Origin of the sequence: Paenibacillus sp. FSL K6-2524 (assembly GCF_038005525.1) — a bacterium.
GTDB lineage: Bacteria > Bacillota > Bacilli > Paenibacillales > Paenibacillaceae > Fontibacillus > Fontibacillus anaericanus.
This window is the reverse complement of sequence record NZ_JBBOSP010000001.1, coordinates 708,942-726,175: the sequence shown is the minus strand read 5'-3', so window position 1 is coordinate 726,175 and position 17,234 is coordinate 708,942. Positions and strand designations below refer to the sequence as shown.

Genomic DNA, 17,234 nt, shown 5'->3' with positions numbered 1-17,234 from the left:
CCATCCATGAAAGTGAGGATATCTCATGCCAATATTCGTAACTAAACCAAACAACCGCCAACTAGCCTTCGATCAGGAGCGCCTAAGCACTTATGCTGACCGCATTCTAGAGGGCTTAAATAAACTCGATAAGGAACGCCTACTACGTGGTGTTAATGCCAAACTTAGACGTGACGAAGTAACAGGTGAAGAAGTTAGTAATGCTTTTACCATGTCATCTCTGGAACTTGTCACCAAAGAAGAACCCGAGTGGAAATTCGCAGCGGCTCGTTCCCTACTTACCTCTCTCTATAAAAAGGCAGCCGTTCATCGCCGTTACAAAGCATATCCAGAGGAGCCTTACGGATCATTTCACCACCTAATCGTTGATCTGTGTAAAGCCGGAATCTACCGTGAAGAATTGCTAGAGTACTATACTAAAGAGCAAATTGAAGAACTCGGGGAAACTATTGATCCAACTCGTGATCTATTATTTGATTACATAGGGCTATTGACTCTTACCGAGCGTTATCTAGCGACTGATTTCGACGGTCGGACAATGGAATTGCCACAGGAACGTTACATGGTCATTGCAATGTATCTAATGCACAAAGAACCAGCGGATAAGCGCCTTGACTTGGTTAAAGAAGCCTACTGGGCAATGAGTAACATCTACATGACTGCCGCAACTCCAACGATGTCTAACGCTGGTAAAAAAGTCGCTGGGCAGCTCTCCAGTTGTTTCATCGACACCGTAGACGACTCGCTTGAGGGAATCTTTGATTCCAATACCGACGTAGCTAGACTTAGCAAAATGGGTGGTGGCATTGGTGTCTACCTAGGTAAGGTACGGGCACGTGGCTCGGATATCCGCGGTCACAAGAACACTAGCTCCGGCGTCATCCCTTGGATTCGCCAGCTTAACAATACAGCTGTTAGTGTGGATCAGCTTGGTACACGTAAAGGTGCAATTGCTGTCTACTTGGATGTTTTCCATAAAGATATTCTCGCTTTCCTTGATTTGAAGCTTAACAATGGGGATGAGCGGATGCGCGCACATGACGTATTCCACGGCATCTGTATACCCGATCTCTTCATGGAAGCAGTAGAAGCACGTGGTGAATGGAATCTCTTCTGCCCACATGAAGTGAAGAAAACAATGGATTGGAAAGACGCGAATGGTCGCCCACTTGGTTTGGAAGACTTTTACGATGACAAACTTGGTCAAGGGCAGTTCCGTGAAAAATATGAGGAAGCTGTTAATCACCCAACTCTATCACGTATCACAATGCCAGCTATTGATATCATGAAACGAATTATGAAATCGCAGCTTGAAACAGGTACACCATATATGTTCTATAGAGACACGGTTAACCGTGCGAATACTAACCGTGCACACGGGATGATCTATTCGTCAAACCTGTGCACTGAAATCATGCAGAACCAATCACCTACGGTTATCGAACATGAAGAGCTTGTGACCAAAGATGGACAGACCCGGATTGTTATCTCCAAAATTCCAGGCGATTTCGTTGTCTGTAACCTAAACTCCATCCACTTAGCACGCGCAGTACCAGCAGGAGTTCTAGATCGACTCGTGCCGATCCAGACACGTATGCTAGATAACGTAATCGACATTAATAATATTGAAGTGCTGCAAGCACAATACACCAACAGCCAATACCGGGCCATCGGACTCGGAACATTTGGACTGCACCATCTACTCGCCCTCGAAGGCATCAAGTGGGAATCTAACGAAGCTGTTGCATATAACGATGCATTATATGAGAAGATCAACTATCTTCTCGTCAAATCAAGTATGGAACTAGCCAAAGAAAAAGGCCGTTATCCTAAATTCGGTGGTTCTGATTGGGAGAATGGAAATTACTTCACCTACCGCAATTATACGGACGGCACACGCGAAGGAAAATTCGTAACCACAGCACAGTGGCAAGAGTTGCAAGCGGAAGTAGCTGAGAATGGTGTACGTAATGCATGGATGTTTGCTATCGCTCCTAACGGATCGACTTCGATCATTGCCGGTTCGACAGCCAGCATTGATCCACTATATGAACTTCTCTCCTATGAAGAGAAGACGACCTATAAAATTGCCAACCCAGCTCCAGACTTGTCTGAGAAAACAATCTGGTACTACAAAACAGCCTTCATGATCGACCAGAACTGGTCCATTGAAATGGCTGGTGCCCGCCAACGTCACGTTGATCAGGCTCAAAGCTTCAACCTATATGTACGCCCTGACATCAAGGCTACTGAATTCCTAGAACTTCATATTCACGCCTGGAAAGCCGGTTTGAAATCAACTTATTACGTTCGTAGCCGTGCATTAACGATTGAGGAATGTGAGAGCTGCGCATCCTGATAGGTCTCATCCCACCCAAACCCTCCCTTACCATAAGGGAGGGCCCCAAGGGCCTGCCGCCCTTTGGATTCCCGCTTAGATAACGTGGGAGATTCAGAGGCGCTCCTGCTCGCTGTCCCCTTCGGGGATGCGCTTAGGTTTGGTGCGTGGCACGCTTTTCCCCCTTCGGGTACGTCTTACTTTGGATGCACCCGAGTTACCAAGGTAACCACGCTGCAGACACTTCTGCTTTCGTATCCACCCGGGTAGCCTATGTGCAATGAGCCGCTTGTCGCCCTTCGGGCACGCTCTACTTTGGGCACTCCTGCAAGCTAGAGATTTACTTGAGAGCTACTTGGCGTTACTACATGCTTTGAGGCGCTCTCCCTACGGGATAAGCTTAGGTCCGTTCGGGGCACAGGATTTCCAGAGGGGATTGATATGTTAGATTCCTACTTGGAATAATATCGGACACTGCTACTTTGAGGACAGCGGAGAGAGCGAAATGATTCTGAAGAAGCGAAGCGTTCGCCTTTGCCCTCGGATTTCTACCGCTATAGGCGGTTATTAAATCAGGAAATCCGAGGGCAACAGCGATCGTAAGAACATTTCGCTATCGCAGCCTATCGAAAATTACTTCAAGGAGATGAAGATCAATGCAACTGCAAACTATTTTCAATACAGAAGCACCAAATAAATCTACACGTATTATCGGCGGAGAATGCTCAGGTATCCTCAACTGGAACGACATTCGTATGCCGCATATGTATAAACTATACAAAGTATTGCTACTAAACCACTGGATCGCGGACGAAATCCCGATGTCAAAAGATGCACAACAATTCAGACAACTTGATCCCGAAGAGCAACGCACATTCAAAATTAACATTTCGCTACTCGCGGTACTTGATTCCATGCAGACGATGTTCGTCGGCGACGTGAAGCGGTATTTTACGGATTCCTCACTAGAGGCCATCTCAGCGATTATCGGGCAGCAGGAAGTTGTTCATAACCAATCCTACTCCTATGTATTGTCCTCCATCGTATCCGATCAGGAACAGAAGGAAGTCTTTGAATATTGGAAGCAAGATCCGGTCTTACTTGAACGCAACAAATTCATCTCGGATATTTATCAAAATTTCCGTGACAATGCGACTCCTCAGACATTTTTCGAGTCACTCGTTGCAGATTTGATTCTAGAGGGGATTTTCTTCTACAGTACTTTTGCTTTCTTCTACAACCTGGCACGCGATCAGAAAATGATGGGTACGAGCCAAATGATCTCCTACATTCAGCGTGATGAGAATCAGCACTGCTACTTCTTTGCTGAAGTATTCAAACAACTTTTGGCTGACTATCCTGAGCTTAATACTGAGGAGAACATCCAATATACGTACCGCACGATTGACCGTGCTGTGGAACTTGAGATAAATTGGGCTCATTATACACTCAAGGATGTTCGTGGCATTGACTTGAACGAACTATCCGATTACATCAAGTACACCGCTAATAAGCGTCTTACACTAATGGGTATGGAAAAGGCTTATGAAGGCGTTGACGTCAATTGTATGCCTTGGATCAAACCCTTCTCAGATGACGCACTTAATGCGACGAAGACTGACTTCTTCGAAGCCAAGTCCCGTAACTACGGTAAGGTCGGCGATGACAATGGATTTGACGATTTGTAATAGAATAATTTAGTTCATATACACAAAAACCTTGAATCGGCTTTTCTAGCCATCAAGGTTTTTGTACTTGTATAGTCACTATTCATTCGGTAATCCATCAATATAATAATATCAATTTATAGTCCCTGAGATTATAATTTAATAAACGAATTACAAAAGATGGGAGTTGAATGAATTGAAAAAATACATAGTAACTATATCCTTTAGTCTTATCTTCATCGCTCTTATTGGTGTCCTATTTTATAATCAATCTCAAATTCGCCAAGTCCCAACGGTCTACGCCTTAGATATCGAAACTGACGATTTCTACATTAAGGATATTGAGTTTGTAGTTTTGCCTAATTCTATATATGTTGCGAAGCAATATCTAGAAGTCATTGGAGAAAATAAGGTGTTTGATGGTGTTAGTTATGGCCTATCTATCGGTGAAAATATGATTGTATCACTAAGTCAGGCAGATGATCCATTTCATTTACCTGATACTGCGAATGGTAAAATATATTACAACACCAACAATTTATTTGAAAATATGAAGGTTAGCAAGGAAGATTCGATTTATGTGGAGATTCATTACAAAGTAGATGGTGAATCTAAGGATATTGTTGGAGAAATCAAATTAAGCGATGTAGTGAAGCCCTTCACCTTAACGGGAGAGAGAAAGCCCATACATCTACAATGAAAAACAACATAGTCACTATATCCTAGATAGTAACTATGTTGTTCATCCCTGATACAGCCCACTATAGAACCCTTGCTGCTCCAATAGTTCATCATGTGAACCTTGTTCTATCAGACGTCCGTCCTTCAGAACCAAGATACGATCAGCCTGCCGAATGGTATTCAGTCGATGCGCAATAACAAAGCTTGTTCTTCCCTTCATCAGCCGTTCCAGGCCCTCTTGAATCTTGATTTCGGTCACGGTGTCGATACTGCTCGTCGCCTCATCCAATACGAGTATGGAGGGATTCGCTAGAATGGCTCGCGCAATGGCGAGTAATTGCTTCTGCCCTTGGCTGATCCCCGTTCCACCTGTTTCTAGCACCTTATCGTAACCACCTGGCAGACGCTTAATAAAGGAATGAGCATTAGCAAGCCTAGACGCTTCCTCAACCTCTTCATCGGTAGCATCCAATCTGCCGAAACGAATATTTTCCCTAATGGTCCCCTTGAATAGAAAGGAATCCTGCAATACAAACGCCATATGCGAACGCAAGCTTTCCCTGCGGATTGTTGTGATATCTCGCCCATCTACAGTAATGGTTCCTTGCCCCGGATTGTAGAATTGGGATAACAACTGAATCAGAGTTGTTTTACCTGCGCCTGTTGGCCCTACTAGTGCGATCATCTCGCCAGTCTTGGCTTCAAAACTGATATCTTCTAGCGTCTCTTCTGCTTCATCTTCATCATAAGAGAAAGAAACTCCCGAGAAGACAACAGCCCCTTCCACATGATCCAGCTTAACCGCATCTGTATCGTGCTTCTCCTCGACTTCCTCATCCATGATTTCAAATACCCGCTCGGCGCCCGCTATAGCTGACAGTAATGTATTCCATTGATTAGCCAAATCGTTAAGCGGTCTGGTAAACTGCCGTGCATATTCCACAAATACGATAATAACTCCAACCGTAATCGCACCTCGGATCGCCAGAATTCCTCCAACCCCAGCCACAACTGCAAAGCTTAAATTGTTAAGAGCATTCATCAGCTTCGGAATGAAGCCCGAGAATGTCTGAGCCCAAAATCCAGATTGGCGAATCGCTACATTTCGTTCCTTAAATTCACTAATGACTCGCTGTTCCTGGGAAAAAGCCTGGATTATCACTTGCCCGGACAACGTCTCTTCAATATATCCATTCAAATCGCCTAGGTTCTTCTGACGTTGCTTGAATAGTGGGCCCGTTCGCCGTGATATCCAGCGCATTCCGAGCGCCATAAGCGGCACAATGAGAAATGTTAATAGCGTTAACAATGGACTTAGATACAACATAACAATCAACGTCCCGACCAATGTAAGGACACTGGAGAAGATCTGAATCGCTGAGCTATTCAGGGTAGAGCTAACATTCTCAATATCATTGGTTAATCGGCTCATAATCTCGCCCTGTTGTCTCTTACCGTAGAAAGGAATCGGTAGCTGATGGAGATGACGGAACAAGTCTAGTCTCATCCGGTATACCGTCTCTTGAGAAATCTCGATCATCCATATATTTTGCAGCCATGAAGTCAGAGAGAAGCCTACATACGATAGCCCTAAGCCTGCTAGAAATAAAATCCAAGCCGTTCCCTCGCCGCCTTCTAAGAAGTCATCAACTGCTACTCCAACTAGATAAGGTCCCAGTAGCGCTAGTGCAGAGCTGCAGAGAACCATGAGTAGCACTAGCGTTAGCTTCGCTTTACGGAGGGCCAGATATCTCCAGATTCGTCCGAGTGTTCCAGACCAGTCCTTGGCCCTTGCCTTTGGTTTCCGCCCATTCGAGCTGGTTTGCTGGCGATCTAGCTTAGGAAATTCATGTCTGAAAGGTTCGGTGAAGGTCTTGAACATATCCCGTTTCCTCCCCCTTTCTATTCTGAGATTCATAGATTTTCCGATATAATGTGGAGTTGATTAATAACTCTTCGTGTCTGCCACTAGCAAGTAGACAACCTTCATCAAGTAGCAGAATGAGATCGGCTGCTGTAGTAGAGCTGATTTTTTGAGTAATCAGAAATGTCGTACAAGACAATTCCGTCAGCGCGTTCAGCAACGCAGCTTCAGTGCGCACGTCTAGGGCACTGGTGCAGTCATCCAATATAAGAATAGAAGGCTGCCGGACAAGTGCCCTGGCAATGGACAGGCGTTGCTTTTGCCCGCCGGACAGATTGACCCCACGCTGACCTAGCAAAGTGTCATAGCCATGGGTCAATGATTCGATCGTCTCGTGAATTTGAGCCCGTTTCGCGGCCTCTTGAATCTGTTCTAGGCTAGCACCCTCTCGTCCCCAGGCGATGTTCTCCCTGATTGTGCCTGTAAACAGCATCACTTCTTGTGGAACATAACCGATTGCACCACGAAGCTGCGTGCTAGGAATCTGACGTATATCGGTTCCATCGATTCGAATGATACCGCTAGTCGGCTCATATAGACGGGGAATAAGCCTAATGAGTGATGATTTTCCCGACCCAGTAGCACCCATAATAGCAATCCGTTGGCCCGGTAATGCTGTAAAAGAGATATCCTCTAGTACACTAATATCACTTTCAGGGTACCGGAAACCAACCTTCTCGAACTCAAGTTTTCCATCCACGGAATCATGACGATTTCCCTGAGCTAGCTGTTTATCAGAATGCTCATCTACCTGAACCGCATCTTCCATCATAAATACTTCTTGAACCCGATCCTTTGAAGCGGAAGCCCGGGAGTAGGAGGTCATAATCCACGAGAGTGCGGATAAAGCTCCCAGTGTGCGAAGTGTATAATTCAATACTGCGACCACCTCTCCAAGTGTCGCTTGTCCAGCCGCAATATCCTTACGTCCGAACCATAATATCGCTATAACTCCGCCATTCATCATGAGCAGAACAAATGGCATCATTGTCTCAGTTAATCGAATGGCAGACACTGTAGCTTTCATTAATTCCTTACTGTGCTTCTCAAATCGCTTGATCTCATGGCCCATTCGCACGAAGACACGGATCAACCGCATCCCAGTCAGATTCTCCTGAATGACCCCATTAACTGCATCCATTCGCTGCTGCACCTTCTTGAATAAACGAGAAGCTAACTTCATCATCCAAATGACGAATATAAATAGTATAGGAACCGTTACAGTTAACAGCAGACCGAGTTTCACATTAACAAACAAGGCCATAATCATACTACCAAATACCACAAGCGGTACACGCGTGGCAAAACGTAGACTCATGAACACCATATCCTGAAGCTGTGTAATATCTCCAGTCAGACGGGTAATGAGGGACGATGTCTCAAACTTGTTAAATACGCTATAAGAGAAAGATTGCACCTTATCATATAGTTTATCTCGCAGATCATAGCCGAATCCCTGACTTGCATGTGACGCAAAGAAGGAGCTAGCAATCCCCGCCCCAAAGGCAAGGATCGCGCTCCCCACTAGTACTCCGCCCCATAACCAAACTACAGATAAGTTTTCCTCACGAATCCCATTATCGATGATTTTGGAAATAAGCAGCGGTTGAATCAATTCTACGGATAGCTCGATTAGCATCATACATAATGCAGAAAGCGCGGCAATCCGGTATTTTTTCAGAAAAGATAAGATCATTGCCATTAGTATTCCTCCGGTTAAGCCTATTCAACGGATTTCAAAGCTTCAATCATATCGATATGCTTCAGCTTGAAGTGCATAGATAGCATAACAATTCCGGAGAATAGCAAAGTTAGTAAGGCAGCATAACCATAGCTCTGCCATTGAATAGTTGGACTGAACATCATCATATCAACCGCTGCAGTCTCGAGTACAAAACCGTGCAACAGTATACCCAGGAAACACCCTGCAATGATCCCAAGGAAGCTTAGGATAATATTCTCACGATATATATACATCGTTACTTCCTTGTCATAGAAGCCTAACACTTTAATTGTCGATAGCTCCCGAATCCGCTCAGACACATTAATATTGGTCAGATTATATAACACTACAAACGCTAAGGCTGCGGCTGAAATAATCAGAACAAGTACAACAACATCCATACTTTCCATCGTATCACCAAAGGCGCCTCCCGCACGGCTAGAGAAACTCACAAGCGCTACCCGCTCATTGTTAGTTAACTTCTCAGCTAAGGCATCCTCCCAAGGCTGATTTACTTCACTATAAGTAAGCAGTTGAGTGTTGTACGTAGGTATCTTACCAAATGTTTCTTCATAATATGTTGGTAACATATAAATATAGTGCATAGAATAGTTCTCGGTTATTCCCTCTACGTTGACCTCAAAAAGCTCATTGTCTTTATTTTGTAGCGTTAACTTACTTCCTGCCTCCAGATCGTACAGCTTAGCAAGCTTCTCTGTAACGATTACACCTTGTTGAGTCAGTTGTTTCCTCTCGCCAGACACTCGCTCCTGCAGCATTACAAAATCATCAAACTGATCTGTCGATTCAGGAACGAACAGCGTCACCTCCTGGTTGTTGACCCCTTTGGCTACTGTCGTCATTTTATCCTGCGCCACATTTAGCGTTCCTGTAATGTCTGGAACTCCAGCAATCAGCTCGTCATATTTCAACTTCTTCTGCGTACTGTTATTACTATCGTCATTAAATGCCACCAAAGCGTTGTATTTCATGATTTGGCCATACTGTAGCCCAGCAATATCAGCAATAGAATCCTTCAATCCAAACCCGGTCAGGATCAATGCCGTACAACCTGCAACTCCAAACACAGTCATAAACATGCGTTGCTTATAACGGAACAGATTACGCGCTGTCACCTTGCCAATGAAACCTAAGTTTCTCCATATCAAGGTAAAGCGTTCGAGTAATATCCGTTGCCCGCTCTTTGGAGCTTTGGGCCGCATAAGTGCGGAAGCATTACTGCGAAGCTCAACTCTAGTAACAATCACAGCCGTCATCGTTGTACAGAGCAGTGCAACAAGGACGGACAAGATACTATAACTTGCATAATAGCTAATTCGGACTTTAGGTAGGTTATATAAAGCCCCATATGCATTAAATATGATATTCGGAAAAATAGTAAACCCGACAGCCAGCCCCACAACAGCTGCGGCAAGGCTCGCTAGAGTTCCATAAACCAGGAACTTCTTCATAATATCGCCATTGCCATAACCAAGCGCTTTTAATGTACCAATCTGCAACCGATGCTCTTCTACCATTCGCGTCATCGTTGTCAAACTGACCAAGGCGGCGATGAGGAAGAAGAAAACGGGAAAGGCTGTCGCGATCGAAGCTAATCTGTCCGCATTATCACTAAACTCGGTATATCCGGGATTACTACTGCGGTCAAGCACATAGTATTTCGGCAACTCCAGTTCATCTAACTTTTGCTGACCTTCCGAGATATCATGCTCTCCATCCTTTATGTCCTGATCAGCTTTTTCTTTCTCTTCTTTATAAGTTGCCAAGCCTGCATTATAATCGGCCAGCCCTTGATCTAGCTCTACCTTGGCTTTGGCAAGACTTTCTTCTCCTTCTTGTTTGCTCTTCCCAAGCTTGGAGATACCCGCGGCGTAATCCGCTTCTCCTTGAGCCAACTTCCGCTCTGCTGCGGCAAGTTGTTTCAGACCTTCATCTATTACCTTCTGCTTCGAGTCGATTTCATCTTGAGCAGACTTAAGCTGCTGCTCACCTTGAGTTAGGCCTTGTTCAAAAGAGGTGATAGCCCCTCGCAACGTCTCTACATCAACGTTACCATTGAAGAATCCCGCCACAGCCTTGCCTAACTGAGCATCCGCCGCTTCTGCACCTGTGATTAGAGGTTGCTTCTGCTCTGCTGGGATACTATCCGGTGGTAAACTCATGACCCCAGTTAATGACTGGGCCAACTTTTTCCCTTGTTCAATCCGAGGCTCGGCACTTTTCTTTTGTGCATCCAAGGCAACTTGACCCGCCTTCAGCTGGGTCTGTCCCTCTTTCAGCGATTTTCGATTTTTCTCAAGTTCAGCCTTACCTATTGCTATTTCTTTGGCGGCCGCATCTAGCTTCGCCTGTCCTTTAGCAATTTCAGTTTCTAGCTTTAATGCACCATCGTCGTAGCTTTTTTGACCTTCATCCAGCTTGGTTTTTGCATCTGCCAACTCTTTCTCGGCTTCAGCTAACTTCTCTCTGCCATCTTTAATCTTAGCCTGCGCTTCATCCAGCTTCTCTTGTCCCTCAGAACGCACCTCCGCTAAACGTACATCAGGCTGCCCGCTTAAAGCTTGCTCCAATGCTATCTTATGTTTCTCTACAAGATCATCATAAGTAGAAGTATAGGCGGTCTGGTCTACCGTATCTTTAAAGCTTACATAAGCTTCTGTATATACAGATAAGTTGAAGTCCTCTTCCGGAATAAGGACGAATGCATCCGTTGTTCCTTTACCAATACGGCTGATTCCACGAGTAAGGGATTCAATATATTGTGGACTCTTGACTATACCTACCACTTTATAGCTGACCGTATTGAAAGTATCTCCCAAGTCGATATCCGGGTCCGGATTTGTAAAAGTAACGGTATCCCCCAACTTGAAATGTTTGTTCATGACGAAATTATCATCAATTGCGATTTCACCGGAGTGCTCGGGTAGTCTGCCTGAAGTCACCTTAACCCGGTTCAACGTATCTTCATTATTGTAGGAGGAGACTTTGGCAATCAGTCCGGTGTCGCCTAAGAATACATCTGCACTATACCCTGGCTGAACAACTCTTACCTCGGTTGCCTGCTCTAATATTGCAATATTGTCTTCCGTTAATCCATAAGACGAAACAACCTTCAAGTCCAACAAATCATGCTGTTTAAAATAATGGTCTGCTGTGTCCAGCATATCCGGACCCGTCGCTTTGATACCCGCAAAGAAACCAATGCCAAGCGCTATAATAGCGAAAATAGATAAAAATCTTGCTTTGGTACGCCAAATCTCCCGAAATATATCAGTCCAAAGTGCCTTTTTCTTCAATGTCATAACCCCTTACCACTCGATATCATCAACGGATACTGGACTCGGATTAATCACCATTTTACGAACCTTGGCGTTGTTAATCTCGATTACCCGGTCTGCCATCGGTGTTAACGCCGAATTGTGGGTAATTACAATCACGGTAGTCCCTGTATTACGGCAAGTGTCTTGTAGTAACTTCAGAACTTGTTTACCCGTGTTATAGTCCAAGGCACCCGTTGGCTCATCACAGAGTAGAAGCTTAGGTTGTTTGGCAAGCGCTCTGGCAATGGCTACCCGCTGCTGTTCCCCCCCTGATAGTTGTGCCGGGAAGTTATTAAGGCGATCTCCTAGTCCCACGTCCCTAAGCACCTGTTCCGCATCCAAGGCATGAGGAGAAATTTGTGAGGCAAGTTCCACATTTTCTTTCGTTGTTAGGTTCGGTACCAAATTGTAAAATTGAAACACAAAACCAACATCATTCCGGCGGTACCCGATTAATTCCTTGTTACTAAAGCGTGCAATATCTATCCCATCGACCAGAACCTGACCTTCATCCGAAGTATCCATCCCACCCAATATATTCAGTACCGTTGACTTCCCCGCACCACTGGGGCCAACAATAATTGCAAATTCACCGCGCTCAATCTCAAAATTAATCCCGTCGTTAGCAACAATCGTTGTATCACCCATTTTATATCTTTTGTACTCATCCTTAATCGTCACAAATGCCATTCCGATCCCCCTATCGATAGTTACCCAAACTGATCTCTATTCCGTACTTACACTTATTAGCTAGTGTATCACATAAAAATGCTGTACAAAAAAAAGCTAGGTTTAATCGGTTGAACTGGCCTAAGAATTTTTATTCTTTTAAGTTCTTTTCACAAAAAAAAAGAAAAGCTTAAATATCAAGCTTTTCTTCATTATGATGTCCACTCAGCAAATAGTCCTTTAACAATGAGGGTAACATCCTTAACGTTGCTTACATTTATTTATCCATCGTTCCAACGCCTTCAAGATTGATCGGGCTCTCTGAACTGATACCTGCTTCATCTCGTAGAGCGACTAATGCGTCTATCAAACCCTCTTTTTCTACGTAAACATAAGGGCTTTTCCATTGGGATTCTAAATGTAATGAACGAATATGATCCGGTTTGATTTTGGAGAAGTTGAAAATCCATTGATTAAGTTCGGATTGAGGAATATCTGACTTCACATTTTCGCCAATGATATCTATTACTTTTCCCCATTGGGATATTTGTTGGAATGCCCCCAACTTCTCTATGATTTGCTTGATCACTTGCTGCTGACGATCGTTGCGCGCGAAATCAGAGGATTCCCCAGTCCCTTGATTCGATTTACGATACCGCACGAAGTCCAGTACTTGTTTTCCGTCAAGTCTATGCAATCCCTTTTTCAAATCGATATGAGTCCCATCTGCAGAATCGTTATATTTCATATCCATATCAACATCGATTTCAAGACCACCAAGCGTATCTACCGTTTGGCGTAAGGCGTCAAAGTTCACCACAACCATATAATCAATTGGAAGCCCCAACAAATCGCCAAACAAATGCTTTGTGTTGTGAATGGCCGTTGACTTATCCTTTATTGAGTAATAAGCATAATAAAAATTTGCTTTACGCGAAGGTAATGATTTAGGTTTGAGTAGCAAATCACGCGGCAGCGATAATAGACTGGCGGAATGTGTTTGCGGATTAAAGCTTATCAGCATAAGGACATCTGTATTCAACAAGCCTGCACCTCCATCCCGACTATCAATTCCTGCCAGAAGCATAATCAGCGGTGGGGTCAGCTTCTTCTCCTCATCATCGGGCGAATTCTCGACTAAGGGATCCTTATGTTGAAGACTAGGTGGAGCAGCTATACGCTGAATGGCAGAATCCGCCTTGTAATATATGTACCCGCCATAGATTCCAACTCCGATGATGAGAGCAACTATGACAAGAGACATGATCAGAAAAACTTTACGAATAGCTATTCTCTTGGGTTTGACTGGCATAATTTCCTCCACTCCATTACATTTATATCTAAGCTATTAGAGATTGGACTACTGATCTTTTTTATGTCTTTCCCAAATCTTGTCCTCTATTTTTTCATATAGCTGAATCCCGGTGTTGACACATTGATGAAGTACAGACCATCGTTTAAACATTTGATACATTAAGAATGCACTGACTACTCCTAATAGTGCCCCCGCCATGATATCGGAAGGATAATGAACTCCATTCCAAACTCTTGAAAATGAAATCAACCCGGCTAATACAAGCCATACGGCTCCGTCTTTCTTACGAAATAACCATATTGATGTTGCGATGACAAACGCCCCTATTGAATGATCGCTTGGAAAGGAAGCATTAGCCGCATGTTCAATGAGTTGATTAACCGCATGTTGAACAAACGGTCGGTCCCTATAGAAAAAGTGAGAAATCATACTACCTGCACTAAATCCAACGCAAGCTGACAAGAGTGCTATGATCGCCATTTCCCTGTGCCTATGAATGCGAGTAAACCAATATACTATAATACCGAGGTAAAACAGATATTCAGCTCTCTCTGACAACAATTTCATAAATGGATTTAATGCTGAGAATGTTACGGCCCCATGATTGATGAACTGAAATACGAGATAATCCACATGAGATATATCCAAATGTAAAAACCTTCTTTCTATGTTTACGGAAAAGTCCGATTTTCCCTTTTTTATATATAATGAATCTCGTCTTTATGGACGTTAACACTCAACACCAATCCAATTGCAATCATATTGCTAAGTAGGGAGCTCCCCCCATAACTTATAAACGGTAACGAAATACCCGTCAGTGGTACCAGACCTATATGCATGCCAATATTAACGAAAATTTGAAAGATGAACATCCCCATAAGCCCAATAACAAGGTACGATCCGGCAAGTTCTCTACTATCCATAACGATTTGAACCATACGATACACAAGCAGAAAAAATAGTAATAACAGCACTGCTGAACCCATAAAACCATATTTCTCGCCTATGACCACATAAATCGAGTCGGAATAGGCATAGGGAATATATCCTTTACGCAAAAAAAATCCGTCACTTCCGGTCATTCCTCCAGAACCAATCGCAATGATCGCGTTTTTCACATGCCATGATTTATCGGGGTCACTAGTTGGATCAAGGAAAGTCTGAATTCTGGATAATTGATGAGGTTCTGTAACCTTGGATAATAGTTCAAAGTTGGCATAGTACAACCACAATATGGTGCCAATCATAACAGCCATAATACTGATGAACAGTATCATGTATAGTGAACGGATATTCCCCATCCACAGCATACTCAGCAGTACGCCCACAAAGACAAGAGCAGTACCTAAATCTGGCTGTTGCATGATTAAGAGAATAGGGATCATAAAAATAATGCAAATCGGTATTAAATCTTGTAAAAGACGGAGCTTCTCTCCCTCTCGCTTACTAAGTACATGAGCAACCAGCAGCACTGTACAGATTTTAGCTATTTCAGACGGCTGTAGCTGGAAATGTCCAATACTTAGCCAACGAACTGCACCGTTAATATGCTCTCCGGTAAACTTGACAAGCACCAGCATTCCAATGCCAATTCCATAGAAAAGGTAGGCAAGCTTACCTAACAGAATTTGATAATCGAACAGTGCGAGAAAAAGCATTGGAATGCAAAATGCACCGAATAGGTATAAATTTGTCCTGTGGAGACCTTCTAATTTTGTCTCCGTTGTGGCTCCATAAATAGCAATGGTACCTATTGTAATTAGACACAACACAATGAATAACACGAGTTTATCCAACTTTGCGATTTTACGGATGATAATCATTTAAGAACCTCTATTTTGTTGAATTCTGGTGGCTTCTTGACGTCTTCGATTGTTATCCCTTGAAATACTGAGCAGAATACCGGTACTCGCTAAACACAACACTAGCGAAGAACCTCCATAACTAATAAAAGGAAGCGGTACTCCCGTAATCGGTAAGATGCCGGTTACAGCTCCAGCATTCAACAAGAATTGAATGAATATCATCATAATGACGCCTATTCCTAACATGATACCGAATGGATCATAACTGCTTATCGCAGCCATAAACCCACGCCAGATAAACAGGAAGAACACGAAGATGAGCAGAGATGTACCTACAAATCCTAATTCCTCACCAATCACAGCAAAGATAAAATCGGTATGTGCCTCCGGTAGATAAAATAATTTTTGCACACTTTGTCCAATTCCTACCCCCGTAAGACCTCCATGTCCTAATGCATACAGTGACTGAATAAGTTGATACCCTGAGCCTTGGGGACTATCCAGCGGATTTAGAAACGAGGTGAGTCGCTGGAGACGATAACTCTTACTGACCGCAAAATAAACAATGATAGGGATGAGTCCCATACTAAAAATGACAAGATGACGGAGGTCAGTACCACCGATCAGTAAGATCGTTGCAGCAATAAAGAGCAAGATTAACATCGTGCCGAAGTCTGGCTGTTTCATGACAAGCAGCAGAATGATAACTACAATCGCCAAAATCGGAAGTAGCCCTTTCCGAAATTCCCGGATACGTTCACCCTTTTTACTAATTACTGCGGACAGATATACGATGATGGATAACTTAGTAAACTCAGCCGGCTGAAAATTAAAAGCACCTAGAAAAAACCAACGTCTAGCTCCATTTATGCTCGTTCCCCCAATTAATACCAGGGTGAGCGCCAATAATGAGAAGAGCAGGAGAATTGGCGCAGCCCTCTTCCACCATGTAAATGGAATACCCATAAAAGTGAACATCACAAATAATCCGATGAGTGCAAACACGCCTTGTTTCATGACGTAATGCCACGGATTATCGTGTTGTATCAACGCCAAGTGAGAGCTGGCGCTAAAAATCATAATCAATCCACTACCTACAAGTAAAATAGTCAAAAAAAGCAGGAGAAAATCAGGGCGGCCTCTTATATTACCGCTCAAATCATGGGACACCTCCATCTCTATAACCATAATCCTTACGGATGATTACTCAAGATCGAGCTGGCCGTGGTAATCTTCCCTAGACAACAGCTTCAATTCATCACCGCTAAACCCATATACATCCAGGCCACCTCCAGCCTCCCCCAATGACCAGCCTAGCACAAGCTCGGATCGACCATCATGATCGAGATCTGGAAATCCAGCATACTCTAAGCCGTAACCAAAACCCTCAACTTGAGAAATAATTCGCCACTTCTCATTATGTTGCTTGAACAATGCCGCTTTTAGCATCTTACCTGTAGCTTTGTTTTCTTCATACACCACGACAGCCTCATTGATACCGTCTCCATCCATATCTCCAAATGAGATGTCATTGCTCTCCCTTCCTTGCAGGGGAGCAATCAATTGAACTTCGACAGGAAGCAAATTAATAAGTTCAATGCTTATTTTATCTCGCTGAATACTCCCCTCAGCTATTGGAGGCTTAATCATATCGATGGGAGTCACGGGAATCCCACATCCTCCAATCAACACTAACGTAATCAGCATGATCCCTACTCTAAAGAGCTTGTTGAACATTCTGATATCCTACTCCTCGCTTATCACGATTAAG

The 17,234-nt window shown here is 43.7% G+C and carries 12 protein-coding genes; 3 read left to right on the top strand and 9 right to left on the bottom strand.

Going from position 1 to position 17,234, the window contains the following annotated elements; translation table 11 throughout:
• Positions 1–25 precede the first annotated feature (25 nt).
• From NST85_RS03120 to NST85_RS03110, 3 genes are all read left to right on the top strand, one after another.
• Entirely contained in the window at positions 26–2,359 is a 2,334-nt protein-coding gene (locus tag NST85_RS03120; protein ID WP_307397958.1) for a ribonucleoside-diphosphate reductase subunit alpha, read from the top strand.
• A 635-nt stretch (positions 2,360–2,994) separates the two neighbouring features.
• A complete protein-coding gene (locus NST85_RS03115) occupies positions 2,995–4,026 on the top strand; it encodes a ribonucleotide-diphosphate reductase subunit beta (RefSeq protein WP_127190027.1) in 1,032 nt (343 codons plus the stop codon).
• Between the two features lie 175 nt (positions 4,027–4,201).
• A complete protein-coding gene (locus NST85_RS03110; RefSeq protein ID WP_341188508.1) occupies positions 4,202–4,705 on the top strand; it encodes a hypothetical protein in 504 nt (167 codons plus the stop codon).
• A 42-nt stretch (positions 4,706–4,747) separates the two neighbouring features.
• On the opposite strand, the gene NST85_RS03105 is transcribed toward NST85_RS03110, so the two are convergent.
• The 9 genes from NST85_RS03105 to NST85_RS03065 form a co-directional block, all read right to left on the bottom strand.
• Complete coding sequence (locus tag NST85_RS03105) at positions 4,748–6,568, bottom strand: ABC transporter ATP-binding protein (protein ID WP_127190025.1); 1,821 nt, start codon at positions 6,566–6,568, stop codon at positions 4,748–4,750.
• Complete coding sequence (locus NST85_RS03100) at positions 6,534–8,312, bottom strand: ABC transporter ATP-binding protein (protein ID WP_341188507.1); 1,779 nt, start codon at positions 8,310–8,312, stop codon at positions 6,534–6,536. The genes NST85_RS03105 and NST85_RS03100 overlap by 35 nt, the downstream gene beginning before the upstream one ends.
• A gap of 20 nt (positions 8,313–8,332) precedes the next feature.
• Positions 8,333–11,656 (bottom strand): FtsX-like permease family protein, encoded by a 3,324-nt coding sequence (locus NST85_RS03095; protein WP_127190023.1) that lies wholly within the window; start codon positions 11,654–11,656, stop codon positions 8,333–8,335.
• A gap of 6 nt (positions 11,657–11,662) precedes the next feature.
• Complete coding sequence (locus NST85_RS03090) at positions 11,663–12,364, bottom strand: ABC transporter ATP-binding protein (RefSeq protein WP_127190022.1); 702 nt, start codon at positions 12,362–12,364, stop codon at positions 11,663–11,665.
• Positions 12,365–12,620: 256 nt separating this feature from the next.
• Complete coding sequence (locus tag NST85_RS03085) at positions 12,621–13,655, bottom strand: LCP family protein (RefSeq protein ID WP_127190021.1); 1,035 nt, start codon at positions 13,653–13,655, stop codon at positions 12,621–12,623.
• Positions 13,656–13,703: 48 nt separating this feature from the next.
• Positions 13,704–14,306, bottom strand: a complete 603-nt coding sequence (locus tag NST85_RS03080; RefSeq protein ID WP_246053929.1) for an undecaprenyl-diphosphatase — start codon at positions 14,304–14,306, stop codon at positions 13,704–13,706.
• Between the two features lie 50 nt (positions 14,307–14,356).
• A complete protein-coding gene (locus tag NST85_RS03075; protein WP_127190020.1) occupies positions 14,357–15,481 on the bottom strand; it encodes an FtsW/RodA/SpoVE family cell cycle protein in 1,125 nt (374 codons plus the stop codon).
• Positions 15,482–16,621: a putative lipid II flippase FtsW gene (gene ftsW / locus NST85_RS03070; protein WP_127190019.1), complete on the bottom strand. Its 1,140-nt coding sequence runs from the start codon at positions 16,619–16,621 to the stop codon at positions 15,482–15,484.
• A 45-nt stretch (positions 16,622–16,666) separates the two neighbouring features.
• The gene (locus tag NST85_RS03065; protein ID WP_127190018.1) at positions 16,667–17,200 is read right to left on the bottom strand and encodes a hypothetical protein; all 534 of its coding nucleotides are present in this window, start codon (positions 17,198–17,200) and stop codon (positions 16,667–16,669) included.
• Positions 17,201–17,234: the final 34 nt, after the last annotated feature.

What these genes read in the sequence shown, in the direction of transcription:
- NST85_RS03120 (WP_307397958.1), top strand. Translation starts at nt 26, where the DNA reads ATGCCAATATTCGTAACTAAACCAAACAACCGCCAACTAGCCTTCGAT.
- NST85_RS03115 (WP_127190027.1), top strand. Translation starts at nt 2,995, where the DNA reads ATGCAACTGCAAACTATTTTCAATACAGAAGCACCAAATAAATCTACA.
- NST85_RS03085 (WP_127190021.1), bottom strand. Translation starts at nt 13,655, where the DNA reads ATGCCAGTCAAACCCAAGAGAATAGCTATTCGTAAAGTTTTTCTGATC.
- NST85_RS03065 (WP_127190018.1), bottom strand. Translation starts at nt 17,200, where the DNA reads ATGTTCAACAAGCTCTTTAGAGTAGGGATCATGCTGATTACGTTAGTG.
- NST85_RS03105 (WP_127190025.1), bottom strand. Translation starts at nt 6,568, where the DNA reads ATGTTCAAGACCTTCACCGAACCTTTCAGACATGAATTTCCTAAGCTA.
- NST85_RS03075 (WP_127190020.1), bottom strand. Translation starts at nt 15,481, where the DNA reads ATGATTATCATCCGTAAAATCGCAAAGTTGGATAAACTCGTGTTATTC.
- NST85_RS03095 (WP_127190023.1), bottom strand. Translation starts at nt 11,656, where the DNA reads ATGACATTGAAGAAAAAGGCACTTTGGACTGATATATTTCGGGAGATT.
- NST85_RS03100 (WP_341188507.1), bottom strand. Translation starts at nt 8,312, where the DNA reads ATGGCAATGATCTTATCTTTTCTGAAAAAATACCGGATTGCCGCGCTT.
- NST85_RS03090 (WP_127190022.1), bottom strand. Translation starts at nt 12,364, where the DNA reads ATGGCATTTGTGACGATTAAGGATGAGTACAAAAGATATAAAATGGGT.